We start from the raw sequence: 20,666 nt of genomic DNA, 5'->3' as shown, positions 1-20,666 counted from the left end.
CGGCTCACTGTTTATTGACTCGTCATCGGCGTTAGCTGATAAGCCAGTTGGATTTCAGGCGCGAGCTTCCTCGATGGAGGCCTCGGCGGCATCGACCACGTGCTCGGCGGTGATGCCAAGGTCGATCATGTTCTGTGCGCCGTCGCCCTGCAGACCGAAGCGGTCGATGGTGACCGGCTTGCCGCAGCTGCCGAGATACTTGTACCAAGGCATGGAGCTTGCAGCCTCGACGGCCACGCGAGCCTTGACGGATGCAGGGAGCACGGCCTCCTTGTAGTCGTCGTCCTGCTCCTCGAACCATTCCATGGAGACCATGGAGACCACGCGTGCCTTCACGCCCTTGGCGGCCAAGGTCTTGGCGGCTTCAACGGCCCACTGAACCTCGGAGCCGGAGGCCATAATGATGACGTCGGGTTCACCCTCGGTGTCAACCAAGATGTAGCCGCCCTTGCGTACGCCTTCGCGGGCCTTTTCGGCGGTCTCTGCCAACGCGGGGACGCCCTGACGGGTCAGGATCATCGCAGTGGGCAGCGTGTTCTTCTTCTCGAAGAAGGCACGGTAGGCCTCGGCGGTCTCGAACTCGTCGGCGGGGCGCACGACCTCCATGTTGGGCATGGCTCGGAACGAAGCGAGATGCTCGATCGGCTGGTGGGTTGGACCGTCCTCACCGAGGGCCACGGAATCATGGCTCCAGATGTAGAGGTTCGGGAGCTCCATCAGGGCTGCGAGACGCACAGCCGGACGCTCATAATCGGCGAATTGGAAGAAGGTGCCACCGAACGGACGGGTGTCGCTTCCCAGCAGGATGCCGTTGGTAATGGCGCCCATGGCGAACTCGCGCACGCCGAAGTGCAGCTGGCGCCCGTACTTGTTGCTCTCGGGCCAGGTGCGTGTGGCATCGTGCTCGGGGCCGAAGGAGGCAGCGCCCTCAAGCGTGGTCTTGTTCGAGCCACCAAGGTCGGCGGAGCCGCCCCAGAGCTCAGGCATGACTGCGGCGATGGCATTGAGCAGCTGGCCGGAGGTCTTGCGCGTTGCGGCCTTGTCGCCGGCCTTGAAGCCGGAGACAAGCTTGTCGATGGCCTCGTCGAAGCCTTCGGGCAGTTTGCCGGCATGGATGCGGTCGTAGAGAGCTGCCTTGTCGGGGTTGGCCTTGCGCCAGGCATCCATCTTTAAGTCCCACTCCTTGTGGGCTGCAAGGCCGCGGTCGGCGACCTTACGGGCATGGGCCAGAGCCTCTTCGTCGATTTGGAAGTCCTTGTCGGGGTCGAGTCCAAGTTCTTTCTTCAAGCCGGCGACTGCTTCGGCACCGAGGGCGGAGCCGTGTGCGGATTCGTCATTGGTCTTGCCGGGGGTGGGCCATGCCATCAGTGTGTCAACCTTGATGAACTTCGGACGGTCGGTGACTTTCTCAGCCTTGTCAAGGGCGGCGGCAAAAGCCTGGACGTCCTCCTTATAGGAGCCGTCGGGCTGGATGAAGCTGACCTCGTCGGTGTACCAGCCGTAGGACTCGTAGCGCTTCAAGATATCTTCGGAGAAGGTGAGCTTGGTGTCGCCTTCGATCTGGATGTGATTGGCATCGAAGATGACGGTCAGGTTGCCCAGCTCTTGGTTGCCGGCAAGCGAGCTTGCCTCGGAGGAGACGCCTTCCTCGACGTCGCCTTCGCCGCAGATGACCCAGACCTTGTGATCGAAGGGCGATGTGCCCTCGGCAGCGTCGGGGTCGAGTAGGCCGCGCTCGTAACGCTGGCCGTAGGCGAAACCGACTGCGGAGGCGAGGCCCTGGCCCAGCGGGCCGGTGGTCATTTCCAAGCCAGGAGTCAGGCCGACTTCGGGGTGACCGGGGGTGCGGGTGTCGGCGCCGCCGCGGAAGTACTTGAGGTCGTCAAGCGTCAGTCCGTAGCCGGAGAAGAAGAGCTGCACATACTGCGTGAGCGAAGCGTGGCCTCCCGAGAGGATGAAGCGGTCGCGGCCGTCCCAGTGGGGGTCGTTGGGGTCGTGCTTGATGTAATGCTGATATAGCGTGTACGCAATCGGGGCCAAGGAAATCGGGGATCCTGGGTGGCCGCTGCCGGCTTTCTCCACGGCGTCAGCCGAGAGAGCCTTCGCCATCTTGACGGCGCGCTCGTCCAAATCCGACCAGGTAAAATCGGTCATATTCTGTTACTTTCCTTCCAGTGTTTTTCGGCGACGAAGGCATGATTGAACCACGTCTTCGGTCACTCACATTGCCTGATAATTCTAACTTTCGCAGCCGACGAGATATTGCAAGTTTGGCGTGTTTGAGCCGATTATAAGATGTGAGCGCTCACAGTTATATATATGGGTAGATGTGCACAGGATAGATGGACTCCTCTTATGACGAAATAATTAGCACTCTTGCCCAAGGAGTGCTAGTACAGATGTATACATGTTTTGCGGCCACGGTCTGTGGACGATCCTGTTTCATGCACGTGGGCATCTGGCAAATGCTGGAGCCATGGCTGCAATGCTTATAGACATGGACGCTGAGATTAAGGATGCGGACTCAACGCATGGTCACAGGCCTTGGAGCGAGAGGAGGAAATCCATGAGTCAGTCGAGGCAAATGCTGGTGTTGCGCGCCGTGGTTGAGGATTACATTCGCTCGCAGGAACCGGTCGGGTCCACCACGCTGGCAAGGGAACATCATTTTGGGGTGAGCTCGGCCACCATACGCAACGATATGTCGGTATTGGAAGATGAGGGCTACTTGGTACAGCCCCATACTTCTGCAGGCCGGGTTCCCACTGAACGCGGCTATCGCTATTTTGTCGATCAGCTTTCGCAACTTGTGGCGCTCTCCAAGGCGCAGCGTGCCGGCATCTCGGCTTTCCTTTCCGGCTCCGCAAGCCTTCAGGACGCACTTCATCGTGCCGCGCGTCTTTTGGCCGATATCACAGGTCAGGTCGCGGTGGTGTCTTCTCCGGCCCTTGCCCGGTCCCGCATGCGGCACATAGAGATCGTTCCCCTTGCCGCCAGCGTGTATCTCGCTGTGGTCATCACCGATGCGGGGAGCGTGGCGCAGCATACCTTCCGCGTCGATCAGATGCCCGGCGACGACGCAGTGGCCCATGTGGTTGCAATGGCCAACAAACAGTGCTTCGATATGCCGCTGAGCGCCGCAGCTGAACGCATCCGGTCGATGTCTCCGGCTTTCCATACCGGGGACGAGCGTGCATTGGTTGATCAGCTGGCCCATACTCTGGCGAGTATGTCGGCTGATGAGGAGGTTGAAGAGGAACTGTATATGGCCGGCACTTCGCAGTTGGCGCACCGTGGTACATCCACCGATTTGGCCCCTCTGTTCGATGCGCTCGAGGAACAGGTCGTGCTCATGCATCTCATGAGTGAATTGAGCGAGGAAGAGCATGAGGTCAATGTGGCGATTGGTTCGGAAACCCACACCCCAGGGCTTCTCAACGCCGCAGTGGTCACCAGTGGCTACGGGCACGCGAGCAGCAAGCCCGACCATGCCACCTCGGAATCCAAGACCTCCCGAAACGATGACTCAAAAGGAGCGGGTAAGACCGATAACGTCGATTCCTCACCTGTGGCATTTGTGGGCTCCATCGGCCCCACCCATATGGATTATGTGGTGACCATTGCGGCAGTAAGGGCGGTGGCGCGATATCTGACTAAATTCGTTTCAAACCAGGGAATGGATGCAGACCACGGTTAAGGTGTTGGAAACGGCGGCATAACAATGCAACCAGGGGGCGTCGGGTTGGTAACGGCGTGCCTTGAGCGTGCATTCAGTGACATAGCCTTATGGCACAATAGCTCAAAGATAATCTAAATAAAACGATCCTAAGGAATCAAGGAACAGCAGTGGCGGATTACTACAAAGTGCTCGGCGTCGATAGTTCGGCAAGCGATGAAGATATTAAAAAGGCCTATCGCAAGATGAGCCGTAAATATCATCCAGATATTGCCGGCCCTGAATTCGAGGACAAATTCAAAGAGGTCAACAACGCCTATGAGGTGTTGAGCGATCCGGACAAAAGAAGAATGTATGACCAGGGGGTGGATCCCAATGATCCAAACGCGGCCTCTGGGTTTGCAAGCGCCGGCTTCGGCGACATGGGCGACATCTTCGGGCAGTTCTTCGGCAATGCCTTTGGCGGTGGTTCCGGCCCCACTCCACGTACCCAGCCCGGCCGCGATGCCCTGACCAGCGCCAGCATCGATTTGAAGACCGCTGTATTCGGTGGCAATGCAAAAGTGAATGTCAATACGTTTGGGGTCTGCCCCCAGTGCGGCGGTTCTGGAACGGTGGACGGCAAGCCGCCAGTGACCTGCCCCGACTGCAACGGTGCCGGAATGAGGCAAAAGTCGGTTCGCACCATGCTTGGCCAGATGATGACCACCGCTCCGTGCGAGCGTTGCGAAGGGCACGGCACGATCATAGAGAATCCTTGTCCGCAGTGCCAAGGGCATGGCAGGATCTCCACTTCACGGACCATAGGTGTCCACATTCCTGCAGGCGTGGCAGACAATACCCGGGTTCGTCTGGAACATCAGGGCGAGGTCGGCGAAGGTGGTGGCGTCGCCGGAGACCTCTATGTGGACATCCATGTCAAGTCAGACAGGCAATTCACCAGGGATGGCGACGATCTGCATTGCTGGATTCAGATACCAATGAGTTGGGCCGTGCTTGGTCATGAGCTTGACATCAGCACTTTCGATGGCGACCAAAAGCTTGATGTGCCGCAAGGCTGCCAACCTGAAGACACTGTGTCCCTCAAGGGGCTCGGCGTTACGAAACTGCGTAGGCCCGAGGAGCGCGGCGATCTGATCGTCCATATCGTGGTGCAGATTCCCACGAAGCTCAATGACCGTGAGCGCGATCTCATCGACCAGTTCTCACAGTTGCATGATGCCGACGCAAAATCCGTGGGGCAAAGTTCCAAGCCCACATCGACTCGGAAAGGCTTCTTCAGCAAACTTAAGGATGCATTGAGCTGACCGAATCGGTTGGTTGGTGGATTCAGACTCGGTGAACGACCTTTGATATATTGGCAGATAGTGACGGATTCGCGATGGAATTCGGCACTATCCGCCGGTATTATCTGTCAGTGGCCTGTATTTAATAGCATGTATGTATCTGAATGCCAATGGCATGGTTATCTGCTATTTTGGCTTCGTTCAGCCACGCAGTTCAGCTTTCTTCGTTTTAGCGGAGTAAGGACTGGCACATCGAGCGGTATTCATCCACGTAGCCGCCGCCAAAAAAGACGCAGTGGCCGGCAATAGGGTAGAGCTGCCAAAGGGTGATGCGCTGTTCGAAGCCTTTTTTGAGTGGATGGACGGATTGATATCCGTCCATGATCTCTTCCAGATATGGCATGCCGAAAAGGTGGAGCATGGCCAGATCCTCTTCACGATGACCGCCGTGGGCTGCCGGATCGATGAGCACGGCCTGCGTGATGTGCTCGTCGTTGTCGTCGGTCCACATCACGTTGCCGCTCCACAAATCGCCGTGAAGGCGTGCGGGCTTGTCATTCATCGCCGGCCCGATGAGTTCAGGCAACGCCGCAATGACCTCTTGAGTCATGTTGAGGTCGGAAGCGTTGAGTTCACCCCTTCGAATGCCAAGGTTGACCATCGGCAGTAACCGGCCTTGGGCGTAGTACGTTGCTGGATTGTTCCAATTCCCTGTATCCATCGGTACGGGGTCCTGCAATGGCCCAAAATAGCAAGTACCGGTGTATCCTGCGGGTGCGGCACCAAATCCGGGTGCCCCGGCATCGTGCATGCGACTCAAATCAGACCCGAATTTACGTGCGGCTGCAGGAGTGGGAGACGATGGTCTTATCTGTTCGATGTCGAGCGAACCATCGCTCCATTGATACACGTTCACTACACGAGGCCCGCCTTGGGCCTGTGCTTCGGCGAGCCACTGCAGTCCGCGTCCCTCGCATTCGAAGAATCCCTTGGGCGCAAACGCCCGATGTTTGCGATACACTGCCATTTCCGCTCCCTCCCATGAATCACCGCCATGGCCTGATATACTTCAAGGCACCTGACCTCAGCTTGTAGCAGCCAATGGGCGTCAATCCGTATTATTAAGGTACGCGATTCATTGTGTCCGCTCTATTCGACAACACGCTGAGGTCTTGTGATGCCAGCACGCGTATCGAGGGTAGTGGGGGGTAGTACAGTGTGGTTGCAAGCAAAGAGCCCCCTGTTTACAATTACTGTGGGTCAATCATAGAATTCGTTTTTTAAGATCGATAAGGGGAACCATGAATTTCTTCCAGGCCATTGTTTTGGGACTTGTCCAGGCGCTGACGGAGTACCTTCCGGTCTCGTCAAGTGCCCATATCCGTATCGTTGGTGAGCTTATGCTTCACAATGACCCAGGTGCCGCCTTCACCGCCATCATCCAGCTTGGCACGGAACTTGCGGTTCTTCTGTATTTCCGCCGTGACATCGCTCGTATCCTTTCCCACTGGTTCTCGTGCCTCTTTGGACGCAACGGTGGTGGTTGGAAGGCCAGGCTGGGTGAAGGCGACGCGGACGCAACGTTCGGATGGTACATCATTATCGGCACGATGCCCATTCTTATTGCAGGACTGCTGTTTCAACACACCATCGAGCACACGCTGCGCAATCTGTGGATCACGGTCACTGTGCTGTTTCTGTTCGGCATCCTGTTGTGGTGGGCCGACAGCCATTTCGCCCAGCGCAAGACCATCAAGGAGATGGATGGAAAGGACGCCCTGCTCTTCGGGGTGGGCCAGATGTTGGCGCTCATCCCTGGTGTCTCACGTTCTGGTGGCACCATCACCTTCGGACGGGCCATGGGCTATACCCGGGAATCCGCGGTGCGTGTGAGCTTCCTCATGGCCATACCGGCCGTGCTTGGTTCAGGGGTGCTGGAAGCCGCCAAGGCCGTCACTGATTACAAGAGCGATCTGATGTTCCCCGGCTGGGGTGCTACTTTGGCCGCCACAGTCGTCAGCTTCCTTGTGGGCTACATCGTCATCATAGCCTTCCTGAAATTTGTCTCGACTTTCTCATACAAGGCATTCGCCATCTATCGCATCGCACTTGCGATTGTGGTTGCCGTCCTTTTGCTGGCAGGGGTGATTCCAGCCGCCCCGGCCGTTCAAGCTGCCGCAGCGGCCACAATGGGGATTTGAGGATTCGCAGATGCTGAAAGGCTGATAGTCCTAGGTCATTCGCCCTATATGAGCCCCATCCCTGCACATAGTGGTTGTCCACAAATGGGTGTTGTGCTGGCGTATGACTTGGCCGAGCGGCCCGGAGCGTCCAGCGCAACACCCATTTGCGGACAACCACGGCGGTGCCTTGAAGGGGCAGAGGGTGTCATAGTGAATTATGCCTATCCAGATATTCCTCGGTCTCTTTGATGAGCTGTTCCGCCTCGGGCTGACCGATTTCGTCTGAGAGTCCGTTCATCTGCATCTTCTCTTCGTAGTCCTGTTCCAAATGATGTACATAATCTTTCAGGTCATCATTGCAGCTAAGGAGCATCGAAGCCTGTGCTTTCCAAATGGCGGTTTTCTTTGGCAGGTCACCTTCGTCGAAGGCGAGTCCCGTCAACAGGGAAAGCCGGCGCAAAATCTGAAGCGTTCCCTGTGGGCAATCGTCATTGCCGAGATATTGCGGAATCGAGACCCAGAGGGCGGATGAGTCAAACCCTTGGTTTGTGGCTGTTATGTCGAGAATCGTTGTGATTCCTGCGGGGCCATTGTGTGGATCGTCTGCAAATTCGCAGTCGCCTGATGCCTGTGTCTGGAATCCGGATCTATGATCCGCCAAGTGGGTTTCATCGAGTGGAAGCGGTTTCGTATGTGGAACTTGTGCGAGCATCGACCCCATGGTGATGATGTGTTTTACATCGAGTTCATCGGCGATGTCCAAAGTCTGTTGGCAGTATTGCTCCCAATGATAATTGGGTTCAGGCGCAAGTTGCGCGTAAAGATGCCTTCCCGAGGGCAGAACAATGTTATAGAAGGTAGTTTCCGGCCAAACAATGCGAGGAGCACCTGTAACGTTGCAAATCACGGGCCTGGAAACCTGATAGTCGTAGAAGCTGTCGGAACTGATGTGGCGCACCTCTTGGGCATCATAGGTTTCGACCAGATGGCGGATTACGTTTGTCGATGCCTTTCCGGCATCATTCCAGCCGTCAAACGCGCATATCAATGTAGAGCCACAGGATTTCTCGTTTAACGTCATAGTTAATAATGTAGCTTCAGGTATGGTTTGACATGACTCCCTTATGCCATTGGTGAAGCTTTTCTAGGACGTCTTCTGCTTTCCAAAATGATTTTGCATGTTGCTCCCATCGCCCAGTCGCACCTCGGGGATGTCGATTCAATCCATGCCAGCGACACGCAGAACTTGGATTAATTAAGGTTTGAGTATATAGTTAACTTTCGTGCTTGGTGAGTAGTCATCAAAACCACGCGGACATAGCTTAGTTGGTAAAGCGCGACCTTGCCAAGGTCGAGAGCGCGGGTCCGAGTCCCGTTGTCCGCTCTAGGTCCGAGGAGTTGTACACGACCTTACGGTGGGTTAGCCAATCGGTTAGGCAGCGGCCTGCAAAGCCGTATAGACGAGTTCGACTCTCGTACCCACCTCGAAACTAGGAGAGATAACCTATGTTTCAGAACAACCTGGGCGGTTGGCGCAGAGGCTAGCGCACTTCCCTGACACGGAAGGGGTCACAAGTTCGAATCTTGTATCGCCCACGAATCGGAGGAGACTTCGACTCAAGTGATTGAATTACGGGTGATTAGCGCAGCGGTTAGCGCACTTCCCTCACACGGAAGGGGTCGCTGGTTCGATTCCAGCATCACCCACATGAATTAAGCCATAATGGATTGAAATTGTCTGTATTGTTCAACACGCCGCACATTCAGGTTGAAGACGTGTATTCCTATTCTACAATTGAATTGTTAAGGTTTGGCAATCGGGCATTGCGCTTCTCCTTTGAAGGAGATACGGGCGTTTAAACCACGAATCGTGCAACGGCAACGAATAGCCGAAAATCTGGTGGAGAATCGGGAGAACTTTCGATGTATGTGGATCCGGCTCATAATCAAAAGTCTGGCAACCTCAAATGGATTTGGTCGTATTGCCGGCCAGATCTGCCGCGCATCGTCGGGGCGCTGGCCCTGTTCATCGTAAACGACGTCATGGCCATGATCATGCCGTTGCTCTCCGGCGCGTTGGTAGATCAGGTCATCACGCAACACCACGTAGACAGGCTGACACGCATCTGTATGTTCATGGTGGTCGTCACGTTGGTGCGTGTGGGTTCCCGGTATGGCTACCAGATGTGGATGGAGCGTTTTGGTCAGAATACCATCTTCCGGCTTGTCAGCGACGAATATGAAAAACTTCATGAGCTTGACTTCACCTACTTCAATCACACACGAAACGGTGACATCATGAGCCGTATGACATCCGACACCGATGCCATTCGTCATTTCGTCAGTTGGGTGACCTATCAGATGCTTGATGCCTTGGTCATGTTCGTTGCCTCCCTTGCGATCATGTTCTCCATTGAATGGAAACTGGCATTGGCGCTGGCATGCACCACCCCGTTCCTGTTTTTTGTTGTGCGCCAGCTTTCCGAGCATGCCAATCCGATCTTCTATGCCATTCGCAATTCCCTTGCCGACCTCAATTCCATGGTCGAAGAGAACATCGAGGGCAACCGTGTGGTCAAGGCGTTCGTCCGTGAAGGCTACGAGACCGAAAAATTCGACCAACGCAACGATGACTACATGGACAAGAACATGGATTCCGCACGCAATTCCAGGCGCTATATGCCCTGGCTCGACGGATTGGGCTTCTCGTTGCAGCTCATCACATTGGGCTTCGGTGGATTCCTTGTGATCAAGGGCAACATGACACTAGGCAACCTTGTCAGTTTCAACAGCTTCCTCTGGATGATCGATGGACCGGTGCGCCAGTCGGGATGGCTTATCAACGATTGGGAGCACTTCAATGCCAGTTGCATCAAGATTCGTAGGCTGCTGACATCAAAGTCCAAGATTGTGGAGAAGCCTGACGCCCGGGAATCGGTCAAACAGGCCGTTGCCATTCAATCCCAGGTGGGTGGGCACAAGACCAGCCCGGATAGGATCAGTGGCGAGATCAGGTTTGACCACGTCAGTTTTGCATTCCCAGACGACCCACAGACCCCAATTCTCAAGGATCTTGATTTCTTCGTCCCCGCCGGCTCCAAGCTCGGCATTTTAGGAGAGACCGGTTCCGGCAAGTCCACGTTGGTCAACCTTATCGCACGCTTCTACGACCCGACCGTAGGCCATGTGATCATAGACGGCATCGACGCTCGTGACTGGCCATTGGCCACACTGCGTAGCCAGGTTAACATTGTGGCTCAGGATACCTTCCTCTTCTCCGACACCATTGGAGATAACATCGGCTTTGGTGTCAGCGGAGTCAGTGGGCGTGGTGCCGATCGTCGGGGTCTCAATGCCCCGGTGCGTTCCGACGATTACATCCGTCAGATGGCCGGCATTGCAGGCGCTGATGATTTCATTCGTTCCATGCCTGAAGGCTATGACACCATTGTGGGTGAGCGAGGCGTGGGACTTTCCGGCGGCCAAAAACAACGTCTGAGCTTGGCGCGTGCCCTTGCTGATGACCCAGCCATCCTCATCATGGACGACACCACCTCCGCCGTCGATATGGAGACTGAGGCCGAAATCCAGGAGCACCTGAAGAACCTTACCAATCGTAAGACGATTGTGACCATTGCCCACAGAATCTCCTCCATCAAAGACGCGGACCTCATCCTCGTGCTTGAGCATGGCCGCATCGTGGAGCGTGGAGACCACGAAAGTCTGGTGGCCGCCCACGGACGGTACTGGGAGATATATCACAAGCAACTTGGGCTGCAGTCCGGCCAGTCACAGGGCTTCGAGAACTGAAAGGGGCGAGAAAACAATGGCACAACGTAATACATATCGTGAAGACGAAGAACTTGACGAAAAAATCAACTTCCACGACATCTTCCGAGTCGCGGCGTATCTCAAGCCCTACCTCCCACGGGTGGTTCGCATCCTGGTTGTGGTGATTGGCATGAGCTGCATCGACGTCACTGTCCCGTATCTCATCAAAATCATGATTGACAGCGCCATACCGAACAAGGACTTGCGACAGCTCGGTGTGCTTTCTGGAATCTTTGCTGTGCTCATCGTTGTTTTTGAGCTTGGCTTGAGATACCGTACAATGGAGATCACGCGGGTGGGCCAGCTCGTGCTCAAGGACATGCGCCGTGACATTTTCACGCACATTCAGAAGCTGCCGTTCAGTTACTTTGATTCACGTCCGCACGGCAAGATTTTGGTGCGAGTCGTGAACTATGTCAACACCCTTTCCGACACGCTCTCCTCGGGATTGATCAATGTCATTGCGGACGTGTTCACGTTCATCATCACCTTGGTTGTCATGTTCTTCATCGATTGGAAACTCACGCTGTGGAGTCTGGTGCTGTTTCCCCTGCTCATTATCTGGGTGCGCGTGCTGCAAGTGCTGCAGCGTCACGCATATCAGAAGCTCTCCAACAAGCAGAGCAATCTCAATGCCTACATACATGAGTCCATAGCAGGAGTGAAGACCACGCAGACCTTTGCTCAGGAGAAGAAACAGTACGTCACCTTCCAGCAACAACAGGATTCGGTGCGGACTTCCTGGATGCACGCCGTCCATCTGCAGGACCTCATGTGGCCGGGTGTGCAGACCATCTCCGCAGCCACCATCGCGTTTATCTACTACGTGGGTGTGATGAACTTCGGCGGTGTGTCTGTGAGTACAGGTGTGCTTATCGCCTTTGTTGGTTATGCCAACAATTTCTGGAACCCGGTCATCAACATCGGCAACTTCTACAATCAGCTCATCACCTGCTCAGCCTATCTCGAGCGCATTTTCGAGACGCTCGACATCGTCCCCGAGATTCAGGACAAGCCCGATGCCATCGAATTGCCGCAGATTCGTGGCAAGGTGGACTTCAACGACGTGGTGTTTCGCTATGAGAAGGACGGCCGTAACATCCTCAACCTTGTCGACTTCCATGTAGAACCGGGCAAGACCATTGCGTTGGTTGGCCCCACCGGTGCCGGGAAGACCACCATCATTAACTTGCTTTCGCGGTTTTATGATGTCTCCGAAGGCTCCGTGACCATCGATGGATACGACGTGCGTGATGTGACCTTGAATTCATTACGCCGGCAGATGGGCGTTATGTTGCAGGATACGTTCATCTTTTCCGGCAACATCAAAGACAATATCCGTTACGGCAAACTCGATGCCACCGATGAGGAGATTCGTGAGGCTGCCAAGGCCGTGCATGCCGACGAGTTCATCATGGAGCTCTCGGATGGTTATGAGACGAAGGTGGAGGAACGTGGTTCAACGCTATCTGCCGGCCAGCGTCAGCTTATTTCATTTGCCAGAGTCTTGTTAGCCGATCCTCGAATCCTCATTCTCGATGAGGCCACGAGCAATATCGACACTCGCACCGAGGAGGCGCTTCAAGCTGGGCTCAAGCATCTGCTGAAAGGTCGCACGAGCTTCATCATTGCGCACCGACTCTCCACCATTGAGAATTCAGATGAGATCTTCTACATCGATCATGGTCAGATTGTGGAGCACGGTTCGCACGAGGAACTGCTGAAGAGGAAGGGCGCTTACTATCGGCTGTATGAATCTCAGTATGCCATGGTTCGTGTCGAAGGCGGTTCACAGGAGTAAGGCCAGAATTTCCCGTGTTCCATCAATTCCCGCAGTTATGGATATACAGCGTCAATAACTGCGGGGGTTCGATGTGAGAACACCGCTTATGGACATTTTCTCTCGGTTCCTGTGGGAGGAGTGAGATGGGCCCCGCATAAGCCGACGGGAGATGTCGGTATATGCGGGAAGTGTCCGAATTGCCCCGCAGCAATCGCCGGAAGGTGTCGGTTTCTGCGGGGCAATTGACATGTTTAGGTCTTGCAACGAAGCATGGAGGAAGGTGGTTGCTCAGTTGGCTATGGGGCGAAGTTCGCTGAGCGCTTGATTGCCACATGGTGTGGCGCGTTGTGCAAATATTGCCTAATCTTGAAGTTAAGGAAGTTTCGGCGGGCGCAACAGCGAACCTGCTGTGTAAATTTTGTAATTGTTGGGTAATAATGCCATAAACTGACCGATTGAGAAGGGCCAGCATACGTATGACCATAGGAAAGAATATAGCAAATCAGAACAATCAGATAGACAACGTAAGTGATGTACGGACAGCCATGCCGCAGGAAACGGTGAACGGCGGCATGAGCGGGAAAGGTCTGCGGCCTCACAGCATTATAGATAGTGCAGAAGCGTTTACGGCGAGCGACCCGTTGATGCGCGTTCCAGATGAGCAATGGCATCATATCAGCGGCGAGCAGGCGTTGGAGGAACTGCACACCGATGCCATCGGCCTCAATGATGACGAGGCAGCTCGCAGGCTGGAGCTATGGGGATCCAACCAATTGGCGCAAAACGAAGGCAAACCAAAGTGGATGCTGTTTCTTGAGCAGTTCAAGAGCCCTCTTATCGCCGTGCTTATTGTGTGCGGCTTCGTCACGTTAGGGCTGCAACATGTTGTGGATGCAGCCGCGATTTTCGTGGTGCTCCTGCTCAATGCCATCATCGGCTTCTATCAGGAAATCAAAGCCGGCAATGCCGTCGATTCCCTTGCCTCGCTTTCCGCGCTCACCTGCAGAGTGGTGCGTGAAGGTGAGGTGCGCAGTGTAGACGCCGCACAATTGGTGCCGGGAGACGTTGTGACGCTTGAAAGCGGAGACAGGGTGCCTGCCGATCTGCGCCTTATTGAGGTCACGAATCTGCGTATCGACGAAGCCATGCTGACCGGCGAAAGTGACGATGCCGCGAAAACCGTTGAAGAAGCTGCGCAGGATGCCTCTCTGGGCGATCAGAGGTGCATTGCATTCTCTGGCACGATGGTCACCAGCGGCAGAGGTCGCGGAGTGGTGGTGGCTACCGGTGAGGACACGGAACTCGGCGCCATCAATGAATTGGTCAATGACACCGACACGCCCACCCCTTTGGAACGCATCGTGCATCGCGTGGAGACAGGCATTTCGATTGCCGTCGTGCTTGTGGCTGTGTTCGTTTTCGTCGGAGGGTCGATTATCAACGGCAATGTCATGGACTCCTTCCTTTCTGCCGTTTCTCTCACTGTGGCGGCCATGCCTGAGGCGTTGCCTGTGGTTCTTACCGTGGCAATGGCCCTGGCGGTGTCTCGTATGGCTAAGCACAACGCCATTGTGCGTACACTTCCGGCGGCTGAGACGCTTGGATCCACCACTGTGATCGGGTCCGACAAGACAGGAACGCTCACCCAGAATCGTATGACTGTCGTGATGGCGACGATCGGTGCGGGCGATCCCATCGATCTTGCCTCAGGTGACGAGGCACATGTCTCTGATCATGCGGCAGCATTGCGTTGGCTGTTCAAAGCCGGAGCGATGACGAACGAGGCGCGGCGTAGTGTGGATGAGCACTGCGCCACCGTGTATAGCGGCGACGCCGTGGATATGGCCATGGCTCGTGCCGCTGACGAAGCGGGAGCCGTAGGTGCAGAGGAGCTGGCGCTCCCTTCGATTGTGGAAGTACCCTATGAGCCTGAACTGAAATATTCTGTGAACGTGCGTCGCAATGCTGACGGTAGCCTGACGCAGTACGTCAAGGGAGCCCCGGATAGTGTGGCACAGATGTGCATGACCATGCTCGCAAGGCAAGAGGATTCTGCGGCATACTCGGTTGTGCCTTTGGATGTGCAGGCTGTCGACAGCGTATACGAAACGCTGGGCGGCGAAGGGCTACGGGTCATTGCCGTGGCGGAACGCAAGTTCAGTGCCGATGAGGTGGCGGCATCGCACTATGACGAGTCGACTCAGGCCTTCGCCAAGCCGAGTGGTATGACGTTCCTGGGCTTGGAGGCCATGATCGACCCGCCGCGCGAAGGAGTGAAGGAAGCCATAGCTCAGTGCCACGATGCCGGCATCGACGTCAAGATGATCACCGGCGACCACCCGCTCACAGCCAGGGCCATCGGCGAACGGCTGGGGCTGACCCATACCGATCATCCCATTACCGGCGCTGAAATGGGGCATATGAGCGACGAGGTGCTCAAGGCTCGTTTGAATGAGACTTCGATTGCGGCTCGAGTTTCCCCTCAAGACAAACTGCGCATCGTGGAGATGCTCCAGGATGCCGGCAATGTGGTGGCGGTCACCGGCGACGGTGTGAACGATGCGCCAGCGCTCAAGGCTGCTTCCGTGGGGATTGCAATGGGTGAATCAGGCACGGACGTGGCCCGACAGTCCAGCGACGTGGTGCTTACGGACGACAATTTCATCACCATCATCCAGGCGATAACTCAAGGCAGGGTGACGTTCAAGGCCATTCGTGGCTCGGCGTTCTTCCTGCTCTCCACAGCGTTCGCCGCCATGCTTGCCGTGGCTGTCAATATGCTGGCAGACATGCCGATGCTGTTCATGCCGCTGCAGATGCTCTGGATCAATTTCGTCACCAACGGCGTGCAGGACATCGCCTTGGCCTTCGAGCCCGGCGACGGCCATGAGCTTAGCAGACCGCCGCGCGACCCACGTGAAGGCCTGTTCTCAAGAACGATGTGGATTCGCACCGCCCTGTGCGGCCTGTATATGGGCATCTGCGTGCTGGTGACGTTTGACGTGATGATTCGCCGTGGTGGGGACGTGACCATGGCACGGACTGTGGCGCTGACGTTGTTGGTGCTGTTCAACTTCTTCATGTCGATGAGCGCGCGTAGCGAGACGGTCTCGGTGTTCCGCCTCAGCCCGGCGAAGAACCCGTTCCTCATGATCGCAGCGGTTGCCGCGCTGGTCATCCATGCCGCGGCCATGTACATTCCGGCTGTGGCGGGTGTGCTTGGTGTCGTTCCCCTTTCGGTGACTCAGTGGTTGTTCTGCCTGATGCTCGCATGCACCGTGCTGATTCTCAGCGAAGGTGACAAGCTCATCCGTTCTTGGCTGGCTCACCGTGTGAGGAAGTAGATTGCGCTACCTATTACGACATGCCATGTCCGAATAGGTAGGCGCAACAGGCATGTTTGTTTGCAGATTTAGGTGAGCGGTTCGTCAATCTCCCTACTTAAGGCACGACGATACCATTTCGACATGAAGCAGAATGATGGAAACGTTCAAAAATCAGCGTTTTCATCATTCGCTTATTCCGCTTGTTTTCATTACGTAGGGAGATTCCAGCCAAGCCATTTTCACGCCATCACGTTGATTGGTCTTCCTGTGAAGAACGAACGGGTCGATTGCATGAGCTGCACGGCGATGTTGGCATACGCCTGATCGGTGAGCCAGGCATCGTGTGGCGTGAGAACAACGTTCCTCATCGTTCTCAGTGGGTCATCGTCAGGGAGTGGTTCGGTGTCAAATACGTCGAGGCCGGCATAGATGTCGCCGTTGCTTAGGCGGGCGGCAAGGGCTCCGGGCTCGATGACCTCCGCACGGGCCGTGTTGATGAGCATGGCCCCGGGCTTGAGGCTCTTCAAGTCCTTTGCGGTGATGGTTCCAGACGTGGTGTTGTTCAGCGGCAGATGAACGCTGACGATGTCGCACAGTGAGAATAGCTCCGAAAGTGTGTCCACAGGCACCACGCCGAATTTCTTCACAGCGTCAGAATGCAGATGCGAATTCCATACCAGAATGTTCATGTTGAATCCATGGGCTATACGCGCCATGGCCTGGCCAATGCCTCCGAAGCCCACAATCCCGAGTTTTCTGCCTTCTAGGACGAAGCCGTCCGAGCCTTCCCACAATCCCGAGTGTACCGAGGCATTTAGGGAGCCGACGTGCCTTGCGATTTCCATGATCAGCGCGAACGCGAACTCCGCCACCGACGAGTCGCCGTAATGAACCGTGTTGCATACCCTGATGCCGAGCGCGGCGCACCGATCGAGGTTGATGTAGCTGGCCACTCCTGTGCCTCCGAAAATGAAGCAGCGAACGTGCCCTGCCAGGCGTTCCAGCAGAGAATCGGAAATGTGGAAACCGATCACGATGACGGCGCTCGCGTCTTCGCATCGTGCGGCGAATTCGTCCTCATCTGTGATGGTATCGGTGTACAGGCGTACTCGGGCCACATTCTCAAGGTTCGTCAGCTGTTGCTCCAGCGGCGAGACCATCGATGTGGCCACAGAAGGGATGACGACTAATGGCAGATCCTTGCGTTCGGTCTGCGTTGCTATGCAATTCATGCCGTTCAGTCTAAGCGCTACGCGGGAATGTAAGTGTTTTCATTGAACTCCGTCATGTAGTGCCGGCTCATGGCATTATCTGTCGGAGTTTGGCCGAATGTGCTAAAACTCCGACATGTAGTGCCGAAAAGTGGCATGATATGTCGGTGTTTTCGTCGGCACCGGCGGATTGTGCCGTTTTATGGCATTATCTGTCGGAGCTTGGCAAAGGCGGAGAAAGGGCCCATGGATGCGATTCGTCATGGGCAGCGGTGTTGCAGGCTATCATGGTATGTAATCGACGTATTTTGTATGGAAGGACATAATCTATGGCTAACCAGTCGGTCAAGGCGGCTTTGCTTGCGAACGTGGGTGTGGCCTGCGCCAAAGGATTGGCGGCGGCGTTCACCGGTTCGGCGGCCATGATCTCGGAGTTTGTGCATTCCATCGCCGACTGCGCCAACGAACTGGTGCTCATGGTTGGGGAGAGGGCTGCACGTAGATCGGATGCCCGCCACCCCTTCGGCCTGTATCGAGCGAAATACCTGGCCTCGTTCCTCGTTGCCACGTTGCTGTTCTTTGTCGGTGGTCTCTTTTCCCTGTCACAGAGCGGCAGCAAATTGCTTGGCATGGTGAACGGCACCGGAGACCATCATGTGGAGTCCGTGGAATTGCTCGCTTCGTTGGCAGTCGTCGTTGTTTCAGCTGTTATGGAAGGCACCGGTCTGCATACTTCCATTGGTGAGGCTCGGGAACGCATGAAACGTTTGGATGTCGAAAACCGTGGTCTGTTTCATTTCTGGAGGCACACCAAGAGCGCTGAATTGGCTTCGGTGATGATGGAGGACACCTTGGCGTTGGTCGGCTTGGTGTTTGCTGGTTTGGGCATTGGCATCGCCTTGGCGACAGGCGATGAGATATGGGATGCACTCGGCGGTCTTCTCGTCGGCGTGGTGCTCTTGGTCGGTGCTGTGGCGCTTGCATTCAAATCGGGGTCGTTGCTCCTTGGTGAGGGAGTGGAGCCCACAATGCTCGCCCGCATCCGTTCGGCGGTCGAAAGTACTGAGGGTGTCGAACGGCTCATCAACATGCAGGCCATGCACATGGCCGAGGACGACATCCTCCTATGCGTCAAGGTGCAGACTTCCAAGCTTGACCGCGACTACGACGTGGAGACCGTCAACAAGATCGAGGCAAGCGTACGTGCCGCGCTGCCGTTCTACCGTTTCGAGATCTATGTGGAGCCAGACCTCTACCGCGAGCAGGCATAATCGAGGATCCGCTTGGTGGCAAAGGGCATACAGTGTCGGATTTATACTACGAACAGTCGTTTGTGATGCATGGCTCGTTGTTCGGTTGGTGTGCCACGCCGAGGGTTGCATGATTCTTCGTAGTGCTGTATGCTCCTCTATTGTTGTGTTTGCGGACATAGCTTAGTTGGTAAAGCGCGACCTTGCCAAGGTCGAGAGCGCGGGTCCGAGTCCCGTTGTCCGCTCCATTGGTTTTCTTTGGCAATTTTTCTGTTTCATCAGATAAAATCGCCGCTGATGGCGACTTTGCCCGTCGTATGCCCGCTTTCCACCAAACGGTGTGCTTCACGCAGGTTTGCGGCGGTGATTCCCCTCAATTCGTGGGTCATAGTGTGTTGCAACTCGCCGTTGGCGATGAGTGCCGCAGCTCGTTCCAAGATCTCATGCTGGCTGATTATGTCGGGAGTTTCATAGAACGACTTGGTGTACATCCATTCCCAGGCGAAGCGCGCCCTCTTGCGGGTCAGCAGTTTGAGGTCGACCGGTCTCCGGTTTTCGGTGATGGAGACGATGGAACCACTTGGGGCAATGAGTTCGGCCATCTCCTTGAAATGGCCGTCCAAATCATTGAGTTCCAGGATGTAGTCCACCCAGCGGTGGCCAAGTGCGCGTACTTGAGGTACCAGATCGGCTCGGTGGTTGACCGTTTCAGCGGCACCGTGGGCCTTGACCCAGTCGATGGTCTCAGCTCGGCTCGCTGTTGCGATGACATGCAGGCCTGCCATGCGAGCCAGCTGGGTGGCGATCGAGCCAACGCCGCCCGAACCGTTGACGATGAGGATAGTGTGCCCTGCGTTTTCTTGGTATTTCGCCGGATCGATGCCCATCTGTTCGAAGAGCGCCTCCCATGCGGTCAACGTGGTCAATGGCGTGGCTGCTGCTTCCGCATCATGAAGGGTGTTTGGAGCGTGGCCCACGATGCGCTCATCCACCAGCTGAAACTCACTGTTCGAACCTGGACGTTTGAACGAGCCGGCGTACCAGACGCGTTCGCCCGGTGTGAATAGTGTGACATCGCTGCCGATGGATTCAACGGTTCCCACTGCGTCCCAGCCCAAGATTTTCGGAGTTTTCAGTACGGTGGTGCGAGATCCGCCGCCACGCACGCCAGTGTCGACGGGATTGACCGATACGGCGTGAACGCGCACCAATAGGTCGTGGCCGGTCGGTGTGGGTTTGGCGGTCTCGAAAGTTTTGAGGCTGGCTGGATCGTCGATTGGCAGGTGCCGGGTGAATCCGATGGCCTTCATGGTATTGGTCGAAGTATGAGGCATAACAGTGTTCCTTTGACTTGTGTTGTTGATATGCAATGGATTATCGTAGGGAGTATGAAAAATTGTGCAATACTGAAATTTCAGTGACTAGTGAAGAATAATTCACTAGTAAATTGCAAACCACGTTGGATGAAAGATGATGGATAATGGCTGAGCGCAAAATCTACGACTGTGCTGAAGGATGCCCGGTGGAAAGTACGCTGCAGATCATCTCCGGCAAATGGAAGTCGGTGATTCTCTATCATCTCATGCATCGGCCGGTCTGGCACTTTGGCGAGCTGCAGAGGCAGATGGGAGACTGCTCCAAACGGATGCTGGCCATCCAACTGAAGGAGCTGGAGGATGATGGCGTCATCGTCAAGCAGATCTACCCGATCATGCCGCCCAAGACCGACTATCGTTTGACCGCGTTCGGTGAGACTCTGCGCCCGGTCATTATGGCGTTGGAGCAGTGGGGCAGGCGGTACAACGATGCCCATGCGCCGGAATCCTCGCACGCCCAAGCCGCAATCTCCGGCAAATAGTGCCAATTTCCGGCACTATATGTCGGAGTTTGGCTAAATATGCTAAAACTCCGGCAGACAGTGCCGAATAACGGCACATTCTGTAGGTTGGGGAATTGATGCCTACACAAAATGCCATATTCGGGCATTATTTGTCGGCAAGATAATCAAAGCCGACACAAAGTGACACAAAATGGCACTATCTGCCGAAAGAAGATGGAAGTCCGGCAGATAGTGCCAGAAAACGGCATTTGCTGTGGGGGATTCGAATCTGGACCGATCG

General features: G+C 55.6%; 13 protein-coding genes and 5 tRNA genes. 13 read left to right on the top strand and 5 right to left on the bottom strand.

Annotation, left to right across the window (positions count from 1 at the left end):
• Nucleotides 1-54: 54 nt before the first annotated feature.
• Complete coding sequence (gene tkt, locus ACSYSS_RS04945; protein ID WP_491702960.1) at nucleotides 55-2,154, bottom strand: transketolase; 2,100 nt, start codon at nucleotides 2,152-2,154, stop codon at nucleotides 55-57.
• Nucleotides 2,155-2,566: 412 nt separating this feature from the next.
• On the opposite strand from tkt, the gene hrcA reads away from it, so the two are divergent.
• Both hrcA and dnaJ read left to right on the top strand, forming a co-directional pair.
• Complete coding sequence (hrcA, locus tag ACSYSS_RS04940) at nucleotides 2,567-3,697, top strand: heat-inducible transcriptional repressor HrcA (RefSeq protein WP_491704228.1); 1,131 nt, start codon at nucleotides 2,567-2,569, stop codon at nucleotides 3,695-3,697.
• Between the two features lie 149 nt (nucleotides 3,698-3,846).
• Entirely contained in the window at nucleotides 3,847-4,983 is a 1,137-nt protein-coding gene (dnaJ, locus tag ACSYSS_RS04935; protein ID WP_491702959.1) for a molecular chaperone DnaJ, read from the top strand.
• 208 nt (nucleotides 4,984-5,191) lie between these two features.
• Here the strand turns inward: dnaJ and ACSYSS_RS04930 are convergent, their stop codons facing one another.
• Nucleotides 5,192-5,989 carry a fructosamine kinase family protein gene (locus tag ACSYSS_RS04930; RefSeq protein WP_491702958.1) on the bottom strand — a complete coding sequence of 266 codons (798 nt, stop codon included), beginning with the start codon at nucleotides 5,987-5,989 and terminating at the stop codon, nucleotides 5,192-5,194.
• A gap of 274 nt (nucleotides 5,990-6,263) precedes the next feature.
• Here ACSYSS_RS04930 and uppP point away from each other — a divergent pair, with 274 nt between their 5' ends.
• The gene (gene uppP / locus ACSYSS_RS04925) at nucleotides 6,264-7,163 is read left to right on the top strand and encodes an undecaprenyl-diphosphatase UppP (RefSeq protein WP_491702957.1); all 900 of its coding nucleotides are present in this window, start codon (nucleotides 6,264-6,266) and stop codon (nucleotides 7,161-7,163) included.
• 187 nt (nucleotides 7,164-7,350) lie between these two features.
• Here uppP and ACSYSS_RS04920 read toward each other — a convergent pair whose 3' ends face one another.
• Nucleotides 7,351-8,226, bottom strand: coding sequence for a PAC2 family protein (locus tag ACSYSS_RS04920; protein ID WP_491702956.1), 876 nt, complete (start codon nucleotides 8,224-8,226; stop codon nucleotides 7,351-7,353).
• A gap of 230 nt (nucleotides 8,227-8,456) precedes the next feature.
• Here ACSYSS_RS04920 and ACSYSS_RS04915 point away from each other — a divergent pair.
• The 7 genes from ACSYSS_RS04915 to ACSYSS_RS04885 all read left to right on the top strand — a co-directional run bounded on the left by ACSYSS_RS04915 (nucleotide 8,457) and on the right by ACSYSS_RS04885 (nucleotide 16,103).
• Nucleotides 8,457-8,529, top strand: a tRNA-Gly gene (locus ACSYSS_RS04915).
• Nucleotides 8,530-8,559: 30 nt separating this feature from the next.
• A tRNA-Cys gene (locus ACSYSS_RS04910) sits at nucleotides 8,560-8,630 on the top strand.
• A gap of 38 nt (nucleotides 8,631-8,668) precedes the next feature.
• Nucleotides 8,669-8,741: transfer RNA gene (locus ACSYSS_RS04905), tRNA-Val, on the top strand.
• Nucleotides 8,742-8,779: 38 nt separating this feature from the next.
• Nucleotides 8,780-8,852 (top strand) — tRNA-Val (locus ACSYSS_RS04900).
• Nucleotides 8,853-9,068: 216 nt separating this feature from the next.
• Nucleotides 9,069-10,955, top strand: a complete 1,887-nt coding sequence (locus tag ACSYSS_RS04895; protein WP_491702955.1) for an ABC transporter ATP-binding protein — start codon at nucleotides 9,069-9,071, stop codon at nucleotides 10,953-10,955.
• 16 nt (nucleotides 10,956-10,971) lie between these two features.
• Entirely contained in the window at nucleotides 10,972-12,777 is a 1,806-nt protein-coding gene (locus ACSYSS_RS04890) for an ABC transporter ATP-binding protein (protein ID WP_491702954.1), read from the top strand.
• A gap of 458 nt (nucleotides 12,778-13,235) precedes the next feature.
• Nucleotides 13,236-16,103, top strand: coding sequence for a cation-translocating P-type ATPase (locus ACSYSS_RS04885; RefSeq protein WP_491702953.1), 2,868 nt, complete (start codon nucleotides 13,236-13,238; stop codon nucleotides 16,101-16,103).
• A 221-nt stretch (nucleotides 16,104-16,324) separates the two neighbouring features.
• On the opposite strand, the gene ACSYSS_RS04880 is transcribed toward ACSYSS_RS04885, so the two are convergent.
• Entirely contained in the window at nucleotides 16,325-17,317 is a 993-nt protein-coding gene (locus ACSYSS_RS04880; RefSeq protein WP_491702952.1) for a D-2-hydroxyacid dehydrogenase family protein, read from the bottom strand.
• A gap of 308 nt (nucleotides 17,318-17,625) precedes the next feature.
• Here ACSYSS_RS04880 and ACSYSS_RS04875 point away from each other — a divergent pair, with 308 nt between their 5' ends.
• Both ACSYSS_RS04875 and ACSYSS_RS04870 read left to right on the top strand, forming a co-directional pair.
• Nucleotides 17,626-18,567 carry a cation diffusion facilitator family transporter gene (locus tag ACSYSS_RS04875; protein ID WP_491702951.1) on the top strand — a complete coding sequence of 314 codons (942 nt, stop codon included), beginning with the start codon at nucleotides 17,626-17,628 and terminating at the stop codon, nucleotides 18,565-18,567.
• 151 nt (nucleotides 18,568-18,718) lie between these two features.
• A tRNA-Gly gene (locus ACSYSS_RS04870) sits at nucleotides 18,719-18,794 on the top strand.
• A gap of 30 nt (nucleotides 18,795-18,824) precedes the next feature.
• Here the strand turns inward: ACSYSS_RS04870 and ACSYSS_RS04865 are convergent.
• On the bottom strand, nucleotides 18,825-19,880 hold the full coding sequence (locus tag ACSYSS_RS04865; protein WP_491702950.1) for a zinc-binding alcohol dehydrogenase family protein: 1,056 nt from the start codon (nucleotides 19,878-19,880) through the stop codon (nucleotides 18,825-18,827).
• A 146-nt stretch (nucleotides 19,881-20,026) separates the two neighbouring features.
• On the opposite strand from ACSYSS_RS04865, the gene ACSYSS_RS04860 reads away from it, so the two are divergent.
• Entirely contained in the window at nucleotides 20,027-20,404 is a 378-nt protein-coding gene (locus ACSYSS_RS04860; RefSeq protein ID WP_491702949.1) for a winged helix-turn-helix transcriptional regulator, read from the top strand.
• The last annotated feature ends 262 nt before the right edge of the window (nucleotides 20,405-20,666 follow it).

The sequence above is a fragment of the Bifidobacterium sp. ESL1118 genome, from assembly GCF_058505595.1.
Note: the sequence above shows the minus strand (reverse complement) of the source record. Positions and strands in the feature narration are given on the sequence as shown.